At 61.7% G+C, this 19,953-nt stretch carries 18 protein-coding genes; 10 read left to right on the top strand and 8 right to left on the bottom strand.

Annotated features, from left to right (window positions below):
- Nucleotides 1-19: 19 nt before the first annotated feature.
- Genes ACTG2T_RS02565 through ACTG2T_RS02550 form a run of 4 tightly spaced genes read left to right on the top strand, consistent with a single transcriptional unit; the run spans nucleotide 20 to nucleotide 4,255 of the window.
- A complete protein-coding gene (locus ACTG2T_RS02565; protein WP_330124976.1) occupies nucleotides 20-1,159 on the top strand; it encodes an efflux RND transporter periplasmic adaptor subunit in 1,140 nt (379 codons plus the stop codon).
- Nucleotides 1,152-1,841 (top strand): ABC transporter ATP-binding protein, encoded by a 690-nt coding sequence (locus ACTG2T_RS02560; RefSeq protein WP_330124975.1) that lies wholly within the window; start codon nucleotides 1,152-1,154, stop codon nucleotides 1,839-1,841. The genes ACTG2T_RS02565 and ACTG2T_RS02560 overlap by 8 nt, the downstream gene beginning before the upstream one ends.
- On the top strand, nucleotides 1,842-3,056 hold the full coding sequence (locus ACTG2T_RS02555; protein ID WP_330124974.1) for an ABC transporter permease: 1,215 nt from the start codon (nucleotides 1,842-1,844) through the stop codon (nucleotides 3,054-3,056).
- Nucleotides 3,056-4,255, top strand: coding sequence for an ABC transporter permease (locus ACTG2T_RS02550; RefSeq protein ID WP_330124973.1), 1,200 nt, complete (start codon nucleotides 3,056-3,058; stop codon nucleotides 4,253-4,255). The genes ACTG2T_RS02555 and ACTG2T_RS02550 overlap by 1 nt, the downstream gene beginning before the upstream one ends.
- Before the next feature lie 50 nt (nucleotides 4,256-4,305).
- On the opposite strand, the gene ACTG2T_RS02545 is transcribed toward ACTG2T_RS02550, so the two are convergent.
- Complete coding sequence (locus tag ACTG2T_RS02545; RefSeq protein ID WP_330124972.1) at nucleotides 4,306-6,768, bottom strand: diguanylate cyclase domain-containing protein; 2,463 nt, start codon at nucleotides 6,766-6,768, stop codon at nucleotides 4,306-4,308.
- A 430-nt stretch (nucleotides 6,769-7,198) separates the two neighbouring features.
- Here ACTG2T_RS02545 and ACTG2T_RS02540 point away from each other — a divergent pair, with 430 nt between their 5' ends.
- Together ACTG2T_RS02540 and ACTG2T_RS02535 are read left to right on the top strand one after the other, a co-directional pair.
- Nucleotides 7,199-8,215, top strand: a complete 1,017-nt coding sequence (locus tag ACTG2T_RS02540; RefSeq protein WP_330124971.1) for a lipoate--protein ligase A — start codon at nucleotides 7,199-7,201, stop codon at nucleotides 8,213-8,215.
- A gap of 186 nt (nucleotides 8,216-8,401) precedes the next feature.
- Nucleotides 8,402-10,096 carry a pyridoxal phosphate-dependent decarboxylase family protein gene (locus ACTG2T_RS02535; RefSeq protein ID WP_330124970.1) on the top strand — a complete coding sequence of 565 codons (1,695 nt, stop codon included), beginning with the start codon at nucleotides 8,402-8,404 and terminating at the stop codon, nucleotides 10,094-10,096.
- A 132-nt stretch (nucleotides 10,097-10,228) separates the two neighbouring features.
- Here ACTG2T_RS02535 and ACTG2T_RS02530 read toward each other — a convergent pair whose 3' ends face one another.
- From ACTG2T_RS02530 to yiaY, 3 genes are all read right to left on the bottom strand, one after another.
- Nucleotides 10,229-10,858 (bottom strand): NAD(P)H-binding protein, encoded by a 630-nt coding sequence (locus ACTG2T_RS02530; RefSeq protein ID WP_330124969.1) that lies wholly within the window; start codon nucleotides 10,856-10,858, stop codon nucleotides 10,229-10,231.
- A gap of 171 nt (nucleotides 10,859-11,029) precedes the next feature.
- Nucleotides 11,030-11,368 (bottom strand): outer membrane protein assembly factor BamE, encoded by a 339-nt coding sequence (bamE, locus tag ACTG2T_RS02525; protein ID WP_005337980.1) that lies wholly within the window; start codon nucleotides 11,366-11,368, stop codon nucleotides 11,030-11,032.
- Between the two features lie 137 nt (nucleotides 11,369-11,505).
- On the bottom strand, nucleotides 11,506-12,657 hold the full coding sequence (gene yiaY, locus ACTG2T_RS02520) for an L-threonine dehydrogenase (protein ID WP_330124968.1): 1,152 nt from the start codon (nucleotides 12,655-12,657) through the stop codon (nucleotides 11,506-11,508).
- 382 nt (nucleotides 12,658-13,039) lie between these two features.
- On the opposite strand from yiaY, the gene udp reads away from it, so the two are divergent.
- The gene (gene udp, locus ACTG2T_RS02515; protein ID WP_005337975.1) at nucleotides 13,040-13,795 is read left to right on the top strand and encodes a uridine phosphorylase; all 756 of its coding nucleotides are present in this window, start codon (nucleotides 13,040-13,042) and stop codon (nucleotides 13,793-13,795) included.
- Nucleotides 13,796-13,935: 140 nt separating this feature from the next.
- Here udp and ACTG2T_RS02510 read toward each other — a convergent pair whose 3' ends face one another.
- Nucleotides 13,936-14,664, bottom strand: coding sequence for an RluA family pseudouridine synthase (locus ACTG2T_RS02510; protein ID WP_330124967.1), 729 nt, complete (start codon nucleotides 14,662-14,664; stop codon nucleotides 13,936-13,938).
- 222 nt (nucleotides 14,665-14,886) lie between these two features.
- Here ACTG2T_RS02510 and rihA point away from each other — a divergent pair, with 222 nt between their 5' ends.
- Both rihA and ACTG2T_RS02500 read left to right on the top strand, forming a co-directional pair.
- Nucleotides 14,887-15,822, top strand: coding sequence for a pyrimidine-specific ribonucleoside hydrolase RihA (gene rihA, locus ACTG2T_RS02505; RefSeq protein ID WP_330124966.1), 936 nt, complete (start codon nucleotides 14,887-14,889; stop codon nucleotides 15,820-15,822).
- A 33-nt stretch (nucleotides 15,823-15,855) separates the two neighbouring features.
- Nucleotides 15,856-16,323 carry a hypothetical protein gene (locus tag ACTG2T_RS02500; RefSeq protein WP_330124965.1) on the top strand — a complete coding sequence of 156 codons (468 nt, stop codon included), beginning with the start codon at nucleotides 15,856-15,858 and terminating at the stop codon, nucleotides 16,321-16,323.
- Between the two features lie 100 nt (nucleotides 16,324-16,423).
- Here the strand turns inward: ACTG2T_RS02500 and ACTG2T_RS02495 are convergent, their stop codons facing one another.
- The 3 genes from ACTG2T_RS02495 to ACTG2T_RS02485 form a co-directional block, all read right to left on the bottom strand.
- Nucleotides 16,424-16,720 (bottom strand): winged helix-turn-helix domain-containing protein, encoded by a 297-nt coding sequence (locus ACTG2T_RS02495; RefSeq protein WP_139494470.1) that lies wholly within the window; start codon nucleotides 16,718-16,720, stop codon nucleotides 16,424-16,426.
- The gene (locus tag ACTG2T_RS02490; RefSeq protein ID WP_005337948.1) at nucleotides 16,717-17,247 is read right to left on the bottom strand and encodes a DUF1523 family protein; all 531 of its coding nucleotides are present in this window, start codon (nucleotides 17,245-17,247) and stop codon (nucleotides 16,717-16,719) included. Before ACTG2T_RS02490 ends, ACTG2T_RS02495 begins: the two co-directional genes overlap by 4 nt.
- A gap of 174 nt (nucleotides 17,248-17,421) precedes the next feature.
- The gene (locus ACTG2T_RS02485) at nucleotides 17,422-19,044 is read right to left on the bottom strand and encodes a methyl-accepting chemotaxis protein (protein WP_330124964.1); all 1,623 of its coding nucleotides are present in this window, start codon (nucleotides 19,042-19,044) and stop codon (nucleotides 17,422-17,424) included.
- 232 nt (nucleotides 19,045-19,276) lie between these two features.
- On the opposite strand from ACTG2T_RS02485, the gene ACTG2T_RS02480 reads away from it, so the two are divergent.
- Nucleotides 19,277-19,909 (top strand): LysE family translocator, encoded by a 633-nt coding sequence (locus tag ACTG2T_RS02480; RefSeq protein ID WP_330124963.1) that lies wholly within the window; start codon nucleotides 19,277-19,279, stop codon nucleotides 19,907-19,909.
- Nucleotides 19,910-19,953: the final 44 nt, after the last annotated feature.

Here is a 19,953-nt window from a genome sequence, read left to right as displayed (position 1 = left end):
ACTAGCGAAAGGATGCGCGATGAAGAGAGGTTGGTTGTGGTGGGGAAGTGGCGCCGTGGTAGCGGTGGCTGCTGTGGCATGGTGGTGGCGACCGCAGCCGACGCCGATCAGGCTGGCTGAGGTCGGGCGGGGGGATGTGCTGGTCACCGTGGTCAACACCCGGGCCGGCACCATCAAGTCGTGTCAGCGGGCCGGACTCAGTCTGCCCGGTGGCGGCGTGGTGGAGCAGATCGCCGTTAAGGCCGGGGAGCGGGTTGCCCGGGGAGATCTGCTGCTGACCCTCTGGAGTGACGATATCCGCGCTGATCTCGCCCGGGCCCGCGCCCAGCAGGCCCTTGGCAAGACCCAGCGCGAGGAGCGTTGCAGCGAGGCGGCCTACTACGAGCGGGAGGCTAACCGGCTGGCCACCTTGCTGGCCAAAAACCTCACCTCCCGCACCCTCGCCGAGCAGGCCCAGAATCTGGCCGATACCCGCCGCTATGTCTGTCAGGCATCCCGTCAGCAGGAGCGGGTTGACGAGGCGCAGGTCGCCCAGGTGGAGGCTCGCTTGAGCGAGCGCCGCCTGCAGGCGCCGTTTGCCGGTGTGGTGGCAGAGGTCAACAGCAAGCTGGGCGAATACATGACCCCCTCACCGCCCGGAGTGGCCATGCCCCCGGTGATCGATCTTATCGACGATCGCTGTCTGTATGTCTCAGCCCCCATCGATGAGGTGGATGCTGCCCGCCTCAAGGTGGGCCAGTCTGCCCGGGTACTGCTCGACGCCATGCCCGGGCGCGATTTTGCCGCCACCGTCACCCGCATCGCCCCCTATGTGAAGGAGCTGGAGAAGCAGGCCCGCACCGTGGAGGTGGAGGCGGCGCTCACTGCCCTGCCCACCGATGTCCCCCTGCTTATTGGCTACAGTGCCGACCTTGAGGTCGAGGTGACCCGCGCCACCGATGTGCTGCGGGTAGCGGCCAGCAGCCGTGCCGACGATGGCAGCGTGCTGCGGCTGGAAGGGGATAAGCTGGTGCGGGTGATGCCCCGTTGGGGCGTGGAGAACTGGAACTGGATTGAAGTGGCCGAGGGGCTCGCCGTCGGTGATCGGCTGGCAGCCCAGCCCGGACAGATTGTCGGGGAGGGCCCTTTCAGCGCCGCCACGGAGCAGACGGATGAGTGATCTCATTCGCCTTGATGCCGTCAGCCGTCGTTTCACTCTGGGGGGGAGCGAGGTGGCTGCCCTCGATCGCGTCTCTCTGCGGGTTGCCGAGGGGGAGTATCTGGCGGTGATGGGCCCCTCGGGATCCGGCAAATCGACCCTGCTCAATGTGCTGGGGCTGCTGGATCGGCCCGATGAGGGGCGTTACTGGCTGGGAGGGGAGGATACCGCCACGCTGTCAGAGCCGGCACTGGCCCAGCTGCGCGGCCATCGCATCGGTTTCGTGTTCCAGTCGTTTCACCTTATCTCCCGCCTCACCGCCCGTGAAAACGTCGAGCTGCCGCTGATGCTGTGCGGGATCGCCCCCGCCGAGCGCTATCGCCGCAGTCAGCAGTTGCTGGGGGAGCTGGGGCTGGAGAACCGGGCCGGACACCGCCCTGCCGAGCTCTCCGGTGGTCAGCGTCAGCGGGTGGCCATCGCCCGGGCCATGGCAATGGCGCCGCGGCTGATCCTGGCCGACGAGCCCACCGGCAATCTCGACTCCCGCTCCGGGAAGGAGGTGATTACCCTGCTGGAGGGGCTCAACCGGGAGCAGGGGATCACGCTGGTGGTGGTGACGCACGACCCGCGCCTCGGTGATCGGGCGGGCAGGCGGATCCTGATGAACGATGGCCGCATCAACATTGATAGCGGCGGTGGCTGAATGCGGCGCCCCGATGTGATCCGCTTTGCCGCCGTGGCCCTGCTGCGCCAGCGCTCACGGGCGCTGGTCTTGATCCTGGCGGTGAGTCTGAGCGTCACCTCGGTGCTGCTGCTCACCGCGCTGGGGGAGGGGGCGAGGCGCTATGTGGCCGACCAGTTCAGCTCCCTTGGCAAGGATCTGCTGGTGATGTTCCCCGGCCGCAAGGAGACCACCGGCGGGCTGCCGCCGGTCACCGGCAACAGTCTGCGGCAGATCACTCTCGATGATATGCACTACCTTGGCCAGCATCAGCCAAACGTGCGGCTGGTGCCGCTGGTGATGGGCTTTGCCGAGGCCAAACAGGGGGCGCGGCTGCGCCAGACCATGCTGCTTGGCAGCAGCAACGGGCTGCGCGATACCCACGGGCTGGAGCTGCTTTCCGGCCGCTGGCTGCCGGGGGATGCCGCAGAGGATCGACCGGCCGTCCTGCTCGGGGCCAAGGTGGCCCGTGAGCTGTTCGGTCAGGCCGATCCGGTCGGTCAGTGGCTGCGTTTTGACAATCGCCGTTTTCGGGTGGTGGGGGTCTTCACCAGCCAGAGCAGCAATCTGGGGATGGATATGGCCGAGGCCGCGCTGATCCCGGTGGGTAGCGCCATGCGGCTGTTCAACACCGAGGGGCTGTTTCGGCTGCTGATCCAGCCGCTGGCGGGGCAAGCCGTGCCGCCGCTGGTCAAGCGACTGGAGCAGCTGATGCAGGGGCGCCACGGGGTGCTCGATGTGACCGTGGTGCGCCGTGACGCCATGTTGGCCACCTTCTCCACCATTCTCTCGACCCTCACCTTGGCAGTTGCCGGCATCGGCGCCATCAGCCTGCTGGTCTCCGGCATCATGATGATGAATCTGGCGCTGATCAGCACCCGCCAGCGCACCGGCGAGATCGGCTTGCTCAAGGCGCTGGGGGCCGACAGTCGCCAGATCCGCCAGCTGTTTTTGTGGGAGGCGCTGCTGTTGAGCGGCAGTGGCGCGCTGTTTGGCACTGTGTTGGGCTATGCCCTGGTGGCCCTCGCCGCAGTGATTTGGCCCGGATTTCCGGCGGCGGTCCCTCTGCTCGCTACTTTCTGCACCATACCGGCGGCCCTGCTGACCGGGCTGTTTTTTAGCTGGCTGCCCGCCTCCCGGGCGGCACGGCAAGATCCGGTCAGCAGCCTGCGCAGCGGGCAGTGGAGCGGTGGCTGATGCGCGCCGCCGATCTGCTGTTCTGGCTCTGGCGCGCCTTGCTGGCAGGGCGCAGTCGCAGCCTGCTGTCGGCGCTGGGCATTGCCATCGGGATCGCCTCGGTGACCCTGCTCACCGGTATCGGCGAGGGGCTCAGGCTCTATCTGCTCGACAGTTTCTCCCAATTTGGCACCCGGCTGATCGCCGTCACCCCGGGCAAGACCGAAACCGCTGGCGGCCCGCCTGGCATCCTCTCCAGCAGTCGTCCCCTGCTGCTGGAGGATGCTGATGCTTTGGCCAGATTGCCGGGTATAGAGGCGGCGCTCCCTGTGGTGCAGGGGCAAGGGGAGGTGCGCAGCCGCGGACTGACCCGCAGCACCGCTATTCTGGGCACCGGCCCGGCGGCGCTCTCCGGCTGGCGACTCACCCTGGTGCAGGGGCGTTTTCTGCCCGCGGACGACAGTGCCATGCCCCGCGCCTATGCGGTGCTGGGGGCCAAGGTGGCGGCTGAGTTGTTTCCCGGCGGCGATGCGCCGGGCAGTCTGCTGCGGGCCGGTGATCGCCGTTTTCGGGTGGCCGGGGTGCTGGCTCCCAAAGGGCAATTTCTCGGCTTTGATCTGGACGACATGATCTATCTGCCCGCCGCCCATGCCCAGGCGCTGTTCAACAAGGAGGGGCTGCAGGAGATCGATGTCATCTATCGCGCCGGACAGACGGAGGCCGATATCACCGCCCAGATCCGGCGGGTGCTGATCGCACGCCACGGCGCCGAGGACTTCACCCTCACCTCCCAGCAGGACATGCTGACCAGCCTCGACAAGATACTCTCCATCATCAAGCTGGCGGTTGGCGGGCTCGGCATTATCTCGCTGCTGATCGGGGCGGTCGGCATCTTCAGCATCATGAGCATCGCCCAGCAGGAGCGGATCCCCGAAGTGGGCTTGCTGATGGCGTTGGGTTGTCCACGGCGGCGCATTCTATTGCTGTTCCTGCTCGAAGCCGTGGTGCTGGCGCTGCTGGGCGGAGCCATGGGGCTGGCCCTGCTCGGCGGGCTCAAGCTGCTGCTCACCCTGCTGGCGGCCGGGTTGCCGCTCACCCTCCATCCTCTCTATCTGCTGCTGGCGCTCGGTTGCAGCGCTTTGGTTGGCCTGCTAGCAGGGGTCGCTCCTGCGCTGCGGGCGGTGCGTCTCGACCCAGTAGTTGCCCTGCGCGGTGATTAGGTCGCCCCTTTCGCAAGAGGCGCATTACGCTCGGGGCTGAACAGGGGGGACTAGGTGACCACCTCCGCAACCGACACGCTGCGCTCAGATCTGAACAGAGGGAAGTAGCGGCGATCCGCCTGACTCATGTGGCCGACTACCAGCTCCTGAATGATGAAGTTGAGCAGCTCGTCGTTGCCCAGCGTCCCCGCTTTGGCAGCGTGCAGCAGCTGGCCCGCCTTGTTTAGCAGGCGCTGGTGATCCTGACGGTGGCTGACGAGTTCCTCATAGTCGATCTCCGCCAGCATCTGCTCTTCAAAGGCGAAGTGGTGACGAGCCATGTCGAACAGGCTCTCCAGACTCTCCAGAAACGGGGCCGGATCCTCGTGCTGATCTTTCATCCGCTCCAGCAGCCGGTTGGTCAATACGAAGAGCTGGCGATGCTCGGCATCGATACGCGGGTGACCGCACTCGTGGCCGGGTTGCCACAGCAGGGCGCCCTGCTCGGGATCAAGGCCTTCGGTATAGAGGCAGACCCGGCCGCGGCCGCGATTCTTCGCCTGATACATGGCCTGATCGGCGTGGTGCATCAGCGTCTTGGCATCCTCCCCGTGCTCGGGATAGAGCGCCAGCCCGATACTGCTGGAGATGAGCAGCTCCTGCCCCTCCAGCTGGAACGGATGGCGCAGCTGCTGGTGCAGCTTGTCGGCCACCGCCAGCACTTCGTCGCCACTCTCCGGCAGCAAGATAACGAACTCGTCGCCCCCCAGCCGTGCCACCAGATCCTGTTTGCGCACGCAGTGGCTCATCCGCTTGGCCACCATATTGAGCAGAATATCCCCGGTCTCATGGCCGAAGGTGTCGTTGATCGGCTTGAAGTGATCGAGATCGATAAACATCAATGCCAGCGGACGGGGCGCCTCCTGCTCCATCAGCTCCTTGAGCCGTTGCTGCAGCAAACGGCGATTGGGCAGCCCGGTGAGGGGGTCGTAGAAGGCGAGGCGGCGCATCATCTCCTCCCGCGCTGCCCGCTCGGTGATATCCCGGGTGACCCCGAGGATCGCCTCCGGCTGGGCATTGTGGTTGCCATGCAGGGTGGTGATGGTTTCGGTGGCCACCAGATGGCCATCCTTGTGGCGCAGCTGGGTGCGAATGACCCGGCGGGTCTGGTCATGTTCTCCCCGCTGCCAGGCCTCCAGAGTGGCAGAGATCTCCTCGCGCAGCAGTTGCCTTGAGGCATCCGGCAGCAGCTGTTTGAGGGGCAGGGCAAACAGCTCTGGGGCCTCGTAGCCGCTCAGAGGAGTGATGGCCGGACTGACGTAGCGAAAGCGCAAGCTGGCGGCATCCATGGTCCAGATCACATCGGCGCTGTTCTCCGCTACGAAGCGATAGTGCTGCTCGCTCTGGGCCAGTTCACGGGTCAGCCGCTGGCGATCTCGCGCCTCCTGGCGCAGGCGCAGATAGAGGTGCAAGAAGATGCCGAGCAGGGTCATCAGGGTAAAGGTGATGAGCATGGCCACCGCCACGCTCTTGTCGAATAGTTGCCGTTGCTGGCGCAGCCGCTCCTGCGCCGGGTCGTAGATAAAGCGGTCGAGGTTGGGCAATACCGTGAGCATGCCCGCCTCCAGATAGGTTTTGGCGATCTGCAGCCAGCGCTCCTGCTGCATGTAGCCGGGTTCAATCAAATCCGGCTGCATCAGCTCTCTGGTTTCGCGAGCCTCGAACTCCAGCTGTTCACGGCCAGCCCCGGTCGGGTACTGCTCCATGATGAGGTTGATCATCTCTTCGGGGTGGTCCATCGCATAGCGCCACCCCTTGAGGCTGGCCTGCTGGAAGGCGTAGACCCGATCCTGTCGGGTGATCAGCTCCCGCTCGGAGGTAAACAGGTTGTCGCCGTAGAAGTCGAAGTCGATGGTGCGCGGACTGAAGACCCGATAGGGGATCCCTTTTTGTTGCAGATAGAAGGGCTCGGTAGTGCTGTAGGCGCTGATGGCATCCACCTTGCCCGCCAGCAGTGCCTCTATCCCCTGTTTGTAGGGAAGGGTGACCCAGTCGCGGCTGCGGGTATGGTGGGAAAGGTAGGTCAGCAGCTCGTTGGAGCCAGGCTCCAGCATCAGTCGCTTGTTGGCCAGATCGGCCGGGTTGCGAATATCTGGCCGATCCAGCGTGAGCAGAACCAGCGGCGAGTGCTGCAGCAGGGCGGCGAGCACCACCACCGGACGACCGGCAGCCCGATCCAGCAGCAGATCACTGCCGCTGATGCCAAACTGGGCCTTTCCCGAGATCACCTCGCTGACCACATCGGTGCGGGAGTCCGCTTCGCGCAGGGTGACATGCAGACCGGCCTCCCGATAAAACCCTTTGGCGATGGCCGCGTAGTAACCGGCAAACTGGAACTGGTGTTGCCACGGCAACTGGACGATGACCTGCTCGCCGGCTCGCACGGGGGGAGAGGTCAGGGTCGCGATGACCATACTGACCAGCATTGGCATAAACCAGCTGAGGCGCTGGCGGGGGGCTGCGTTCTCCGTCATACAACGTTTCTCTCGGGAGCGGTGTCTAGGCTAGATTCAAGCAATTTTGTGTCACCTGCAAGGGGAGAAAAGGCGTTTGCAATAGGGTATAGGGGGGTTGGAAAGTCATTTTTGTGTCGTTCATCACATGGGATGGATACATGCCGTTTTTTTGCAAGTTATGTGACCAATAAGAGAGTCATATGGCCTATCGAAGTGGTCGCATTCTAGCCACTTTTTCCCGTTTTTATCGTTGTCATTGTGGCTTGACTGCATTTTTTCCGTGGTTGCACGTCAAGCTGTGTCGTTATATCAATAGATACTTTTATGGGGCGGTCAGGTGTGACGCAAATGTATCGCGGCTGCTGCGCACCGGTTAATGTGCGATGGCTCAGTGATGGTACCCCGTCAGTGTTATCATGCTGCCCCCAGTTCCGGATAAGGTCTTTTTATGTCCCGCTTGCGTCTGCTTGTCTCCGACTCTCACGATCCCCTGTTCAATCTGGCCGTCGAGGAGTGCATCTTCCGCCAGATGGACCCCGGCCAGCGGGTGCTGTTCCTCTGGCGCAATGCCAATACCGTGGTGATTGGCCGTGCCCAGAACCCGTGGAAGGAGTGCAACACCCGCCGCATGGAAGAGGACGGGGTGACGCTGGCGCGCCGCAGCAGCGGTGGTGGCGCCGTGTTTCACGACCTTGGCAACAGCTGCTTCACCTTCATGGCGGGCAAGCCGGAGTATGACAAGAGCGTCTCCACCGCCATCGTGCTGGACGGGCTCAAGCGACTGGGGATTGAGTCCTTTGCCTCCGGTCGCAACGACCTGCTGGTGGCGACTCCGGACGGGGAGCGCAAGGTATCGGGGTCGGCTTACAGGGAGACCCTGGATCGCGGGTTTCACCACGGCACCCTGTTGCTGGACGCCGATCTCGGTCGGCTCGCCAACTACCTCAACCCCGATCCCAAGAAGCTGGCGGCCAAGGGGATCAGCTCGGTGCGCGGTCGGGTGGCCAATCTGTGCGAACTGCTGCCGGGGATTGACCACCATCAGGTGAGCGATGCGCTGGCCGCCGCCTTTTTTGAACACTATGGCGAGCGGGTGCAGCCCGAGCATATCTCCCCGGAGCTGATGCCCGATCTGCCCGGTTTTGCCGAGACCTTCGCTCGCCAGCGCAGCTGGGAGTGGAACTTTGGCCACGCGCCCGCCTTCACTCATCTGCTGGAAGAGCGCTTTGGCTGGGGCGGGGTGGAGCTGCATTTTGATGTGGAGAAGGGGAGCATAGTGCGGGCGCAGATTTTCAGCGACACCCTGGATCCGGCCCCCTTCGATCGGCTGGCCCAACTGCTGGTGAGTTGTCCCTATCGCCCTGATGCGATCGCCAGCTGTTTGCAAGGGTGGCAGGGGGAGTTCCCGGCCAGTCGCGAGGCGTTGAGCGAGTTTGCCGACTGGCTGCTGGCGGCGCTGCGCTGAAGGCACAACTGCTGAAGTGATCGGGATCACGAAATATAAAGAGGCGCATAAAAAGCGCCTTTTTTCTGCCCCTTGCCATGGCTAAAACATAACAAAAAGTATGGCAGGCCATTAGTTATTGTCTCTGTTGATGCGCCAGACCCGAGAGTATAAGGGCCGGACATTTGCTGTACTAATGGTATAAAAATGAGTGACTTAGTTTATCTTCAAGACCAAAGTGTCAACGCCGTCTCCCCCCTGTTTGCCAACCGGTTTGCCAGCGTTAAAGCCAATTTTTTCTCACGTAATCCCGATCTCTGGCCAGTCTTTCGCGAACCCGGATTCGCCAGCCTCAATGAATTTCGGGCCCGTGGCCTGGCGCCCGATGCCCGTTTGAATGCCTGGCCAGATGGCCGCGCCCGCCTGGCCGATCTCTGCGAGACCATGCCAGTGCCCGCCACCATGCGCACCCCGGGCGAGCCGATGGCCGAGCTGTTGTTTGCCGCCGCGCTGTCGAAGGATTGGGAGAACCCTTCCAGCGTCGAGAACGTCATCACCATGTCGGCGGATCCCGCTATCTATGGCGCCCAGATGGGTATTCTGGCCAACCCCAATCTGGTCTACTCCGAATATGCCGGAGTGGCCGAAGAGCTGGAGAAGAAGGTAGTGCGCCAGATTGCCCTGCTGGCGGGTTACGACCCGGCTCGCGCCACCGGCATCTTCACCCAAGGGGGGACCTTTTGTAACCTCTACGGCTACCTGCTCGGCATTCGCAAAACCTTGCCACAAGCCAAGCACAAGGGGCTCGGCCACTATCAGGATTACCGCATCATCAACTCCCAGGGCGGTCACTACTCCAACATCACCAACCTCTCCCTGCTCGGGGTCGACATCGAGAACAAGACCATCCGCATTCAGGTCGGCGAGAACAACGACATCGATCTCGACCACCTCGAACGCACCCTGACAGCCTGTTTTGCCCTGAAACACGTGGTGCCCGCCATCATGCTCACCATGGGTACCACCGACACCTTCGGGGTGGATCAGGTGAAACCCGTGTTCGAGCTGCGCAATCGCCTCTGCGAGCAGTTCGAAGTGGCGGTCAAACCGCACATTCACGTCGATGCCGCCATCGGCTGGTCGATGATCTTCTTCCTCGATTACGACTTTGCCGCCAACCCGCTTGGCATCAATGCCGCGACCCTGGCCGGGATCGAGCGCAACGTGGCGCGCTTTGCCGAGCTCAAATATGCCGACTCCTTCACTGTCGACTTCCAGAAGTGGGGTTATGTGCCCTACACCTCCAGTCTGGTGATGATCAAGGAGCAGGACGATCTCAAGGCGATGGAGAATGACCCGGAGAACTTCTCCTACTTCGAGCGGGACATTCAGGGCCAGACCCATCTGCAATCCACCATCGAGTGCTCCCGTGGCGCGAGCGGCCTGTTCGGTGCCTATGCGGCGCTCAACTACATGGGAGTGGAGGGGTATCGCATCGTGCTGGCCCACTGCCTGCAAAATGCCAACTACTTCCGCTATCGCCTGAGTCAGCTTGGCAACGTCAAGCTGGTGGCGCAGGAGAACCAGGGGCCGAGTGTCGGCTTCAAGATCTACAACCCCGAGTGGGTGAGCGATCCGGAGGCCGAGTTCGCCTTCGAGCTGGCCCGCTCCGGCGATCCTGCCTACAAGGCGCGGCTGCAGCGCAATACCGACTATCACCGCAGCCTGTTCAAGGGGCGTGGCAAAGTCGGGCTCTATACCAACTGGGTGGAGGCGGTGGCCCACTCCGACTATGACGCCCGCGGCAAGTACTCCTACATCGCCGGGGAGAAGGCGGTCTTTATGAATCCTGCCTGCACTCGCGAGCAGATCGACGCCTTTATCGACCATATTCGCGGTTGATGGCACTCTTCCTGACCACCGATAGTGGCCAGGGTGGTTAGGAACTTCGCCAACAGATAAACAAAGGGCAAGCCGGTTGGCTTGCCCTTCTGTTTTCACGACTGAATGCGAAAGCGGTGGAAAAGGCCGGGTTCAGAGGGCCAGCAGTTGCTCGTTTTCGACAATCTCGCACCCGGCGGGCAGTTTCGAGAGGGCGATCATAGCGCGAGCCACCTGACGGGCCTCGATGGCGCGCCAGCGGGCGAGCTTGCCCACCAGCAGCGGCCGAAACAGCGGGTAGATGGTCTGAAAAATCTGCTCGGAGAGGCGCGGTGGCTGGCGATCTCCGAGCAGCATGGCGGGCCGCACGATGGCGAGCCGTGGCCAGGATTGGGCCAGCAGGGCCTGCTCCATCTCTCCCTTGGTACGCGGGTAGAGAGCCGGGGAACTTGTGTTGGCTCCCATGCTCGAGACCACGATCAGCCGCTGACAACCGTGGCGACGGGCCAGCTCGGCAAAGGCGATGACATAGTCGAGATCGACCCGACGAAACGCCCCGGCAGAGCCCGCTTCTTTGCGGGTGGTACCGAGGGCACAGAAGGCGATATCCACCGGGCGGGAGAGGGTGACGCTGGCCAGATCATCAAAATTGACCGGCAGCCAGTGGTGCGCCTCCTTGCCCGGCTTGCGACAGAGCAGGGTCAGTTCATGTTCGGCAGGCAGTTGCTGCACCAGTTCGCGACCGATCAGGCCGCTGGCTCCGGCAATCAGGATCCGGCTCATGGTGATTCTCCCTGTGTCATTCGATGGTGTTGATGCCATGGTGGCTGCTCATCAGCATCAGGCAATTTGCGGGTAGCTGCAATGGGGAGAAATGACTCAGTGTTGTCGGGCAGGATGAATTACGCGGGGCTGGATAAAACAAAACCGGCGCGAGGCCGGTTTTGCGGGATATCAGAGCGGGGTATTGAAGGCTGCTGGCAGCGGGAAGTCACCCGTCACTGTGGTCAGCCTGTCGTTGGCGAAGGTGACGGTGAGCTCTTTGCGCTCCTTGTCGCCGTGGCCCGGCTGGAATTCATAGAGGTAGTACCAGGTGTTGGGGTCAAAGCCGTCACGCAGCATGGGGGTTCCCAGTACATAGCTGACCTGCTCGCGGGTCATCCCCTGGCGCAGTTTGTCGACCTGTTTTTGTTCCACATAGTTGCCCTGGGGAATATCGATACGATAGACCAGGCTGCAACCGGAGAGGGTGAGGGCGGTCAAAGCCGCGGCAATCAGGTGTTTCATCCGCATATCGAGTTCAGATCATCCATACAGTCTTTTTTGGCTCGGCAAATCATACCGACTCCCTCCACGGAAGTAAAAAGCCATTGATCCATCAGCCAATAAAAAGGGCCGCACTGCGACCCTTTCTGGCAATCCGGTGGCCGTTACATCGCCGCGCGGAAGATGGCAACGATCTCTTCGCGGCTCGCCTGTTTCGGGTTGGTGAAGCCGCAGGCATCTTTCAGGGCGTTGCTGGCCAGGGTATCGAAGTCATCGGCCTTGACGCCGAGTTGCTCCAGACCGGCCGGGATCTTCACATCCAGCGCCAGCTGCTTGATGGCGGCAATGGCAGCGGCGGCGCCCTGCTCGTCGTTCATGGTGCTCACATCTACACCCATGTAGCGGGCCACATCCTTCAGACGAGCCGCGCTGACCTGGGCGTTGAACGCCTGAACGTGGGGCAGCAGCACGGCGTTGCAGACACCGTGGGGCAGGTCATAGAAACCGCCCAGCTGGTGGGCCATGGCGTGCACGTAACCGAGGCTTGCGTTGTTGAAGGCCATACCGGCTAGGAACTGGGCGTAGGCCATCTGCTCGCGGGCATGCAGGTCATCGCCATGGTGAACGGCGGTGCGCAGGTGCTTGGCAATCAGCTCGATGGCCATCACGGCGCTGGCATCGGTCACTGGGGTGGCGATGGTGGAGACATAGGCCTCGATGGCGTGGGTCAGGGCATCCATACCGGTGGCGGCGGTGAGACCCTCCGGCTTGGCCAGCATCAGCTCGGGATCGTTGACCGACATCAGCGGGGTAACGTGCTTGTCGATGATGGCCATTTTCACGTGGCGCGCTTCGTCGGTGATGATGCAGAAGCGGGTCATCTCGGAGGCGGTACCGGCGGTGGTGTTGATGGCGATAAGCGGCAACTGTGGCTTGGCGGAGCGATCCACCCCTTCGTAATCCTTGATGCTGCCACCGTTGGCGGCGACCAGCGCGATACCCTTGGCGCAGTCGTGGGGCGAGCCGCCACCCAGCGAGATGACGCAGTCGCAGCCGTTGGCCTTGATCATGGTCAGACCCGCTTCAACGTTGCTGGTAGTGGGGTTGGGTTTGGTCTCATCGAAAACTGCGCTTTCAATGCCATGTTCAGCCAACAGGGTGGTGAGCTTGGCGACCACGCCGATCTGGTTGAGAATTTTGTCGGTGACGATCAGCGCCTTGCGATAGCCGTAACCCTTGATATCGGCGGCAGCCTCTTGCAGACAGCCGGCACCCATCAGGTTGATAGCGGGAATATAGAACTTGAATGTAGCCATGATGGACTTCCTATAGTTAGCCATTAAGTGGTAGTTAAGAGCCAGGCTACCATCTAGAAAGGGATACAAAAGCATCTTGTTTACAACTTTACGGGGTCGATCACGAGTCGTTAATTAAGCGCTGAACCAGGCTTGACTTTCTCGCATCTGACTCGATTCGCAGAAAAACGTTTGTCAATTATTTCATTGAGTTAGCAAACGTTTTGCGCAATGTTTGTCACTGTCAATGCGTGGAAGTGTGAGGCGCTTCAAGGAATTGGAAAGCGCTTTCGACCATAGTTGGCGCCTCCCCGAAGAGGGGGGTAAAGGCTTGAAAGTATCATAAAGAATCATCTTAACTTGTGCCCTGACCATGCTGGCAGGGGGCAACCAGGAGTCCAATATGTCTGATGTATTTCACTTGGGTTTGAAGAAAGCGGATCTGCAAGGCGCCACCCTGGCGATCGTCCCCGGTGACCCCGAGCGCGTGAAGCGTATCGCAGAGCTGTTGGATAACCCGGTGCACCTGGCCAGCCATCGTGAATTCACTACCTGGCGCGGCGAGATGGACGGCAAGGCCGTGATCATCTGCTCTACCGGTATTGGTGGCCCGTCCACCTCCATCGCGGTAGAAGAGCTGGCCCAGCTGGGTATTCGCACCTTCCTGCGCATCGGCACCACCGGCGCCATCCAGCCGCACCTGAACGTGGGTGACGTGATCGTGACCACCGGTTCCGTGCGCCTCGACGGTGCCAGCCTGCACTTTGCACCGATGGAGTTCCCGGCTGTTGCCGACTTCGACTGCACCACAGCGCTGGTGAACACCGCCAAAGAGATGGGCTCCAAGCTGCACATCGGTGTGACTGCCTCCTCTGACACCTTCTACCCGGGTCAGGAGCGTTACGACACCGTATCCGGCCGTGTAGTGAGCCGTTTCCAGGGTTCCATGAAAGAGTGGCAAGCCATGGGCGTGCTGAACTATGAGATGGAGTCTGCAACCCTGCTGACCATGTGCTCCAGCCAGGGCCTGCGTGCCGGTATGGTGGCTGGCGTTATCGTCAACCGTACCCAGCAAGAGATCCCGAACGCCGAGACCATGGCGAAGACTGAATCTGATGCCATCAAGATCGTACTGGGCGCTGCCCGCAAGCTGATCTGATAGCACCACAAAGAGTGGGGGGTGGGGGCCGTTGCGAAAGCGCGGCCCCTATCTTTATCCGCCGTTTACCGCTTTTCCTCTCCCGTCACGCCTTTCACTGATCCCGTCGCACTCGCACTTGTTGTTCCTAGCCATTGCCTCTAAAACGACGCTGGACTGCGTACTTGCATTGGCTCGCCGCTCACCGGATGAGCAAAATCCAGCTCGCTGGCGTGCAGCATCAGCCGCGGTGCCTGTTCGCAGCCGGGGGGAATCAGGCCACCATAGAGATCGCAGCCGAGGATGGGGTGGCCCAGCAGCTGACTGTGGATGCGCAGCTGATGGGTGCGGCCGGTCTCCGGCACCAGTCGTACCCGGGTCAAAGGCACGGTCTGCCCCTGCATCTGCAACTCCAGCCGCTCAATCACCTGATAGTGGGAGCGGGCGGGTTTGCCGCTGGCGGCGCAGATCTTCATCAGCGGAAAGAGGGCCGGATCCTTGGCGATGGGGGCGTCGATAACCCCTTCGTCTTCAATCAGATGACCGCACAGCAGGGCGCTGTAGGCTTTGCTCACCGCCCGCTGGCTGAACTGCTGGCAGAGCAGGGCATTGATGGCCTTGTTTCTGGCGACCACCATGATGCCTGAGGTGCCAAAATCTAGGCGATGCACCAAGGTGCAGCCTGGGAAATCCTGCACCAGTCGATAGTGAACTGAGTCGAGGTTCTGCGGGTTCTTGCCTGACAGACTCAGCAGGCCGCTCGGCTTGTTGATGAGCAACAGATGCTCATCCTCAAACAGGATCTCGATGGCGGCATTGCAGGGCGGGGCAATAAAGGTGTCGACGATAACAGACATAGGGCACACGGGCTGGAAACGGGGGACGATCATACCCGAACCGGCGCGGCCGGGCGAATGGGTGGTGCGCAGCCTCGGAAAATGAACGGCATGACGCCATGCAAACTTTTGATAGTGAGCCGTGTTGAGCGAGGTGGCGTGCCGTGCAAACCGCCCAGGTCAGCAATAAGGCCCCGTTTTGTGACCCCTTCCCGAGTTCATCCGAGGCTTGCTTGTTAAGGTATGGCTCCCTGTTATGTTGTAAGGACTCATCCCATGGCACAGCCCGTTATTCTCGATTGTGATCCCGGCCACGACGACGCCATCGCCCTCATTCTGGCGCTGGCCAGCCCTGAACTGAAGGTGCAGGCGGTTACCACCAGCGCGGGCAACCAGACGCCGGACAAGACCCTCAACAATGCCCTGCGCATCCTCACCTTGCTGGGACGCGACGATATTCCGGTGGCGGCCGGGGCGCCGAAACCGCTGGCCCGGGAGCTTATCATCGCCGACAACGTTCACGGCGAATCGGGTCTCGATGGTCCCAAACTGCCGGATCCCGCTTTTGCCCCGCAGGCCATGACGGGGATCGAGCTGATGGCCAGATGTCTGCGCGAGAGCCCGGAGCCGGTTACCTTGGTGCCGACCGGCCCGCTCACCAATATCGCCCTGTTGCTGGCGGCTCACCCAGAGCTAAAGGGCAAGATCGCTCGCATCGTGCTGATGGGGGGCGCCGCAGGGGCCGGCAACTGGACGCCGGCCGCGGAATTCAATATTTATGTGGACCCGGAAGCGGCCGATATGGTCTTCAAGTCGGGCATCCCCATCACCATGTGCGGCCTCGATGTGACCCATGAGGCACAGGTGATGGATGAGGATATCGAGCGGGTGCGCGCCATCACCAATCCGGTGGCCCAGTGCGTGGCCGGGCTGCTCGACTTTTTCATGATCTACCATCGGGATCCCAAGTGGGGATTTGCTGGTGCACCGCTCCACGACCCCTGTACCATTGCCTGGTTGCTGGCTCCCGAGCTGTTCCACGGGGTCGAGTGCCGGGTCGATATCGAGACCCGGGGGGAGCATACCGTGGGGATGACGGTGGTGGATCGTTATGGTCTGACCGGCAAGCCAGCCAATGCGCTGGTATTGTTGGGGCTGGATCGTCCGGGCTTTATCGATCTGCTGGTGACGCGGCTGCGGGCGTTTGACTGAGCGCCGGTTCATTTTTGCAAGAAGGGGCGGGGAATGTGGAAGAGAGGCTTGGTGCTGCTGGCCGGGTTGCAACTGATGGGCTGTGCGACGCCATTCGAGCGGATATGGCAGGGGCTGGCGACCTGTGAATTTACCGATCTCTATGTGGATGAGACGGGCAGGCCCGCCAATCTACAACTGGCCAACTATACCCCCTACAAGGTGAGTGACGGCTTTGCCTGGTACAAGGTGCACGAGGAGCTGCACGGCCTGCCGGTGGTCGGTTTTATCGTGCCAGCCTCCAGCTTCGAAGTGCACGCCCTCTTTGTTGATACTCCCATCGCCAATGCCCGCCGGTTGACCCACAACGCCTACGGCAGCGAGTTTGGCGACGAGCAGAAGCATGACGAGGGGTTGGCGCCCCTGCTGGTGCGCGACCCCAACAACCCCAAGCGCTCCATCATCGACTGCACCCGCGGTGAGTCTGACGGGGAGCTTGAGGATTCGGCCATGCCCGAGTAGGGCGACCTGTCACGCCATCGGCCTGAAATAGAGGGGCCAGCCTTGCCGGCTGGCCCCTCTTTAATTTAAAGCAGAGTGTGATTGCAGAGCGGTTCCCGGATCAGGGATAGCTCAACGTCTCTTTGATAAGCGGCAGTTGAGACTTGATCCACGCTGGGTTGATGGGGCCCCAGTCGCTGATGCGGTAGTGCCCCTGCAGGTGGCGAGCCCCCTCGGTCTGCTCGAAGGCGCAGCTGATGTCGAGCTCGGCCAGCGCGCTCAGGGTATCTTGCGCGGTGCGGCGCGGCATGCCGGTCGCCTCCATGATGGCAGGTACCGTATCCGTGCCCTGGCTGATCAGCCAGGCCACGTAGAGCCGCCGGTAGAAGCTGGTGCGGGTCTTGCTCGGCTCGCTCATATCTCGTCCTCAAGACGATCGAAGTAGCGCCAGGTTGCGATGGCTGCCTTGCCCATCACCAGTGCCCAGAGGCCGAACCAGAACCAGCGGAAGAAGCTCCAGGTGGAGGCGTCAGGCTCGGTACTCTCAATCTTGGTGACGTTGGGGAACATGGAGAACATGTTCACGCGCCAGCCGTAGGAGGTAATGATGGCCAGGCGTTTCTCGAACTCCATCGACTTGGCCTTGGCCTGCACGTCGGCGGCGTTGAACTTGAAGTAGAAGGGCCAGCCCCACTCGGTATCTTCATTGCGAAACACCCGGATCTTCTCGCCGGGGCGCTCGGTGTAGATGTAATAGACGTCGGTGGTGGGGCCGTCAGCCGGGTTCTTCTGGCTGATGGGGCCATCCTTGTCGGTGCGCTTCACCTCGACCCCGGTGATGGTGGCGATGGTGTGCTCCGGCAGGTAGTAGTCGAGCCAGGCGGCGGAAATGAGGGCGATGAGCCCCAGGGCGATAAAAGCGGGTTTCTTGAATCTCAGGCTCATGGTGTGCTCACGTGAGGGGGAGTAACGTGCCTCTACCATACCGATATTTGACAGGGCAGCCCAGCCCCTTATGGCACCAACGGCCAAAAATGGCGTTTAAAACAGAGACAAAGCCATTGCTCCATCAACAAGAAAGGCCCTTGCGGGCCTTTTTGTCTGGTTCACTTTGTGCGCTTACAGCTGGAATTGGGCCAGCTGCTTGCGTTGCTGCTCGGCGAGCTGGGAGAGCTCGTTGCTGGCACTGGCGCTCTGGCTGATGCCGGCAGAGCTCTGGCTCACGATCTCGTGAATATTGGTGATGTTGCGGTTGATGTCGGCGGTAACGCAGGACTGCTCCTCGGCGGCGGTGGCGACCTGGGCGTTGGCGTCGTTGATCTGGCGCACGGCACCGGTAATGCCGCTCAGCAGATCCTGTACCTGAGCCGACAAGCGCTGGTTATGGCTGAGGATCTCCAGAGTCTCCTGCACGCCGTTGTTGGCGGATTGGGACTGGCTCTGCAGCCGCTCGATGATGGCCTGGATCTCCTTGGTGGAGTCCTGGGTACGGGCCGCCAGCATTCTCACTTCGTCGGCCACCACCGCAAAGCCGCGCCCCGTTTCACCGGCACGGGCCGCTTCGATGGCGGCATTGAGCGCCAGCAGGTTGGTCTGCTCGGAGATCCCCTGAATCACTTCAATTACCTTGCCGATCTGCTCGGACTGGGATTTGAGCTGGGCCACGATGGCGGCGGCATCTTCCAGACTGCCCGCCATCCGGCTGTTGGCGGCGATGCTTTCGGTAAAGAGGGCGAGCCCCTGTTCGACCCGAGAATTGGCATCCCGCGCCAGCTCGTCGGCGACAGCGGCGTTGTGGTTGACGTTGTCAGCGGTGCTGGAGAGTTCGGTCACGGCGGAGGCGACCTGTTCGATCTCGCTGTGCTGCTGCTTTGCATTGGCCTCGGACTGGGTCATCACGGCGGCCAGCTCGGTGGCGGCGGAGGCGACGCTGTTGCTGATCCCGGTCAGGTTCTCGATGGTGCTACCAAGTTGCCCCAGAGTGAGGTTGATATCTTTGGCCAGACGGGTCAGCTCGTTGTTGCCCTCCGCTTTGGCGCGCACGTTGAAGCGCCCTTGCGCCACGGCGTGCATCACCTCTTGCAACTGACCGATGGGGCTGACGATGCGCCCGGAGAGGACCCAGCCACAGATCAGCGCCGCCAGCAGGGTACCGGCGGTGAGCAGCAGGGTACGCAGCAGGGTGGCGTCGTAGTGGGCCTGCTCTTCGGCCAGCTCTTGCTGGATCAGCTGGTTGATATGGGCGGACATGCTGTCTATCTGCTTGATCAGCTGTTCACCCAGCTCGCGGAAATGGAGGCGAGCCGCCTCGTAGGCGACCGGATCGCCGCCACCCTGATGTTTTTGCGCCAGCAGTGGCAGCATGTTGCTGCGGGTATGGCTGAGGTAGGCCTGCAGGGCGGCAGCGACCAGCCGGTTATCCTGCTCGGCACCGGGGAGCACCAGACGGCCGAGAATGGCGTTGATCTCCTGCTCGGCGCTGTTGAGGTTTGCGGGCAGTGCGGCAAACAGCTTGGCATCGTAGAGGCCATAGATGGCGCTGGTGCGCAGCCGGTAGGTGGCGTGGATCAGTTTGGCAATATCGTCCTTGTGCTGGACCACGCTCTGGGTCGTCTCATCTATGTCATTGATGGCTTCATCCAAACCCTGTTTACTGATGGCGATCATCACCATCATCAGCAGGCTGGCCAGCAGCAAAGGTATCAAGACCTGAACGCGTATTGATAGATTATTCAATGACATAAGTGGCTCTAATCCGGAATTGGAGGAGCCGACATCTTACACATGTACGTCAGGAGCTGTCACAGGCTTTTATTGCTGAAATGTGCTGAAGAAAAGGTTTTTTCTTGTGAGAAAGGAGCCATTTAGGCATGATTGAGCGCTTTATCCCCTGAATATGTGGTACAACTGGCTGGGTTGTGTCAATCCTGTCCCGTTTTCGTGATTTCCCGCTCTCGTCATATGGAGGTGTGTTGTGTCCAGCTGGATCGATCCGGCCATTCTGGCTCTGTTTATCCCGACCTTTTTCTTTGTCTCGGTGACCCCCGGCATGTGCATGACCCTGTCGATGACGCTGGGGATGAGCCTGGGGGTGCGCCGCACCCTGCACATGATGTGGGGGGAGCTGATCGGTGTCGGGCTGGTCTCGGTGCTCTCGGTGATCGGGGTGGCAGCCATCATGCTCAACTATCCGGCCATCTTCGCCGCCTTCAAATATGTGGGGGGCGCCTATCTGGTGTGGCTTGGCATCCAGATGTGGCAGGCCAAGGGGAAGATGGCCATTCCGGCGGATCTCTCGGCCGGTCAACAGACTAGTGCCATGGGGCTGGCGCTGCAGGGCTTTGTCACCGCCATCGCCAACCCCAAGGGGTGGGCCTTCATGATCTCCCTGCTGCCCCCCTTTATCTCGGCCAGCCGACCGATGGCGCCGCAGATCACCGCGCTGGTGGCGCTGATTTTGATCATCGAGTTCTCCTGCCTGCTGCTCTACGCCAGCGGCGGCCGCACCCTGCGCCACTTCCTCGCCAAGAACGGCAACGTCACCCTGATGAACCGCATTGCCGGTACCCTGATGCTGGGAGTGGGGGTCTGGCTGGCGCTTGGTTAAGCGCTGTCAGTGACCCGCACCAGACAAGAAAAATGCCACCGGTC

This window comes from Aeromonas sp. 75A, from assembly GCF_051919425.1.
Taxonomy (GTDB): Bacteria; Pseudomonadota; Gammaproteobacteria; order Enterobacterales; family Aeromonadaceae; genus Aeromonas; species Aeromonas veronii.
This window is presented reverse-complemented; position numbering and strand designations above follow the sequence as displayed.

What these genes read in the sequence shown, in the direction of transcription:
- ACTG2T_RS02565 (WP_330124976.1), top strand. Translation starts at nt 20, where the DNA reads ATGAAGAGAGGTTGGTTGTGGTGGGGAAGTGGCGCCGTGGTAGCGGTG.
- ACTG2T_RS02560 (WP_330124975.1), top strand. Translation starts at nt 1,152, where the DNA reads ATGAGTGATCTCATTCGCCTTGATGCCGTCAGCCGTCGTTTCACTCTG.
- ACTG2T_RS02555 (WP_330124974.1), top strand. Translation starts at nt 1,842, where the DNA reads ATGCGGCGCCCCGATGTGATCCGCTTTGCCGCCGTGGCCCTGCTGCGC.
- ACTG2T_RS02550 (WP_330124973.1), top strand. Translation starts at nt 3,056, where the DNA reads ATGCGCGCCGCCGATCTGCTGTTCTGGCTCTGGCGCGCCTTGCTGGCA.
- ACTG2T_RS02545 (WP_330124972.1), bottom strand. Translation starts at nt 6,768, where the DNA reads ATGACGGAGAACGCAGCCCCCCGCCAGCGCCTCAGCTGGTTTATGCCA.
- ACTG2T_RS02540 (WP_330124971.1), top strand. Translation starts at nt 7,199, where the DNA reads ATGTCCCGCTTGCGTCTGCTTGTCTCCGACTCTCACGATCCCCTGTTC.
- ACTG2T_RS02535 (WP_330124970.1), top strand. Translation starts at nt 8,402, where the DNA reads ATGAGTGACTTAGTTTATCTTCAAGACCAAAGTGTCAACGCCGTCTCC.
- ACTG2T_RS02530 (WP_330124969.1), bottom strand. Translation starts at nt 10,858, where the DNA reads ATGAGCCGGATCCTGATTGCCGGAGCCAGCGGCCTGATCGGTCGCGAA.
- bamE (WP_005337980.1), bottom strand. Translation starts at nt 11,368, where the DNA reads ATGCGGATGAAACACCTGATTGCCGCGGCTTTGACCGCCCTCACCCTC.
- yiaY (WP_330124968.1), bottom strand. Translation starts at nt 12,657, where the DNA reads ATGGCTACATTCAAGTTCTATATTCCCGCTATCAACCTGATGGGTGCC.
- udp (WP_005337975.1), top strand. Translation starts at nt 13,040, where the DNA reads ATGTCTGATGTATTTCACTTGGGTTTGAAGAAAGCGGATCTGCAAGGC.
- ACTG2T_RS02510 (WP_330124967.1), bottom strand. Translation starts at nt 14,664, where the DNA reads ATGATCGTCCCCCGTTTCCAGCCCGTGTGCCCTATGTCTGTTATCGTC.
- rihA (WP_330124966.1), top strand. Translation starts at nt 14,887, where the DNA reads ATGGCACAGCCCGTTATTCTCGATTGTGATCCCGGCCACGACGACGCC.
- ACTG2T_RS02500 (WP_330124965.1), top strand. Translation starts at nt 15,856, where the DNA reads ATGTGGAAGAGAGGCTTGGTGCTGCTGGCCGGGTTGCAACTGATGGGC.
- ACTG2T_RS02495 (WP_139494470.1), bottom strand. Translation starts at nt 16,720, where the DNA reads ATGAGCGAGCCGAGCAAGACCCGCACCAGCTTCTACCGGCGGCTCTAC.
- ACTG2T_RS02490 (WP_005337948.1), bottom strand. Translation starts at nt 17,247, where the DNA reads ATGAGCCTGAGATTCAAGAAACCCGCTTTTATCGCCCTGGGGCTCATC.
- ACTG2T_RS02485 (WP_330124964.1), bottom strand. Translation starts at nt 19,044, where the DNA reads ATGTCATTGAATAATCTATCAATACGCGTTCAGGTCTTGATACCTTTG.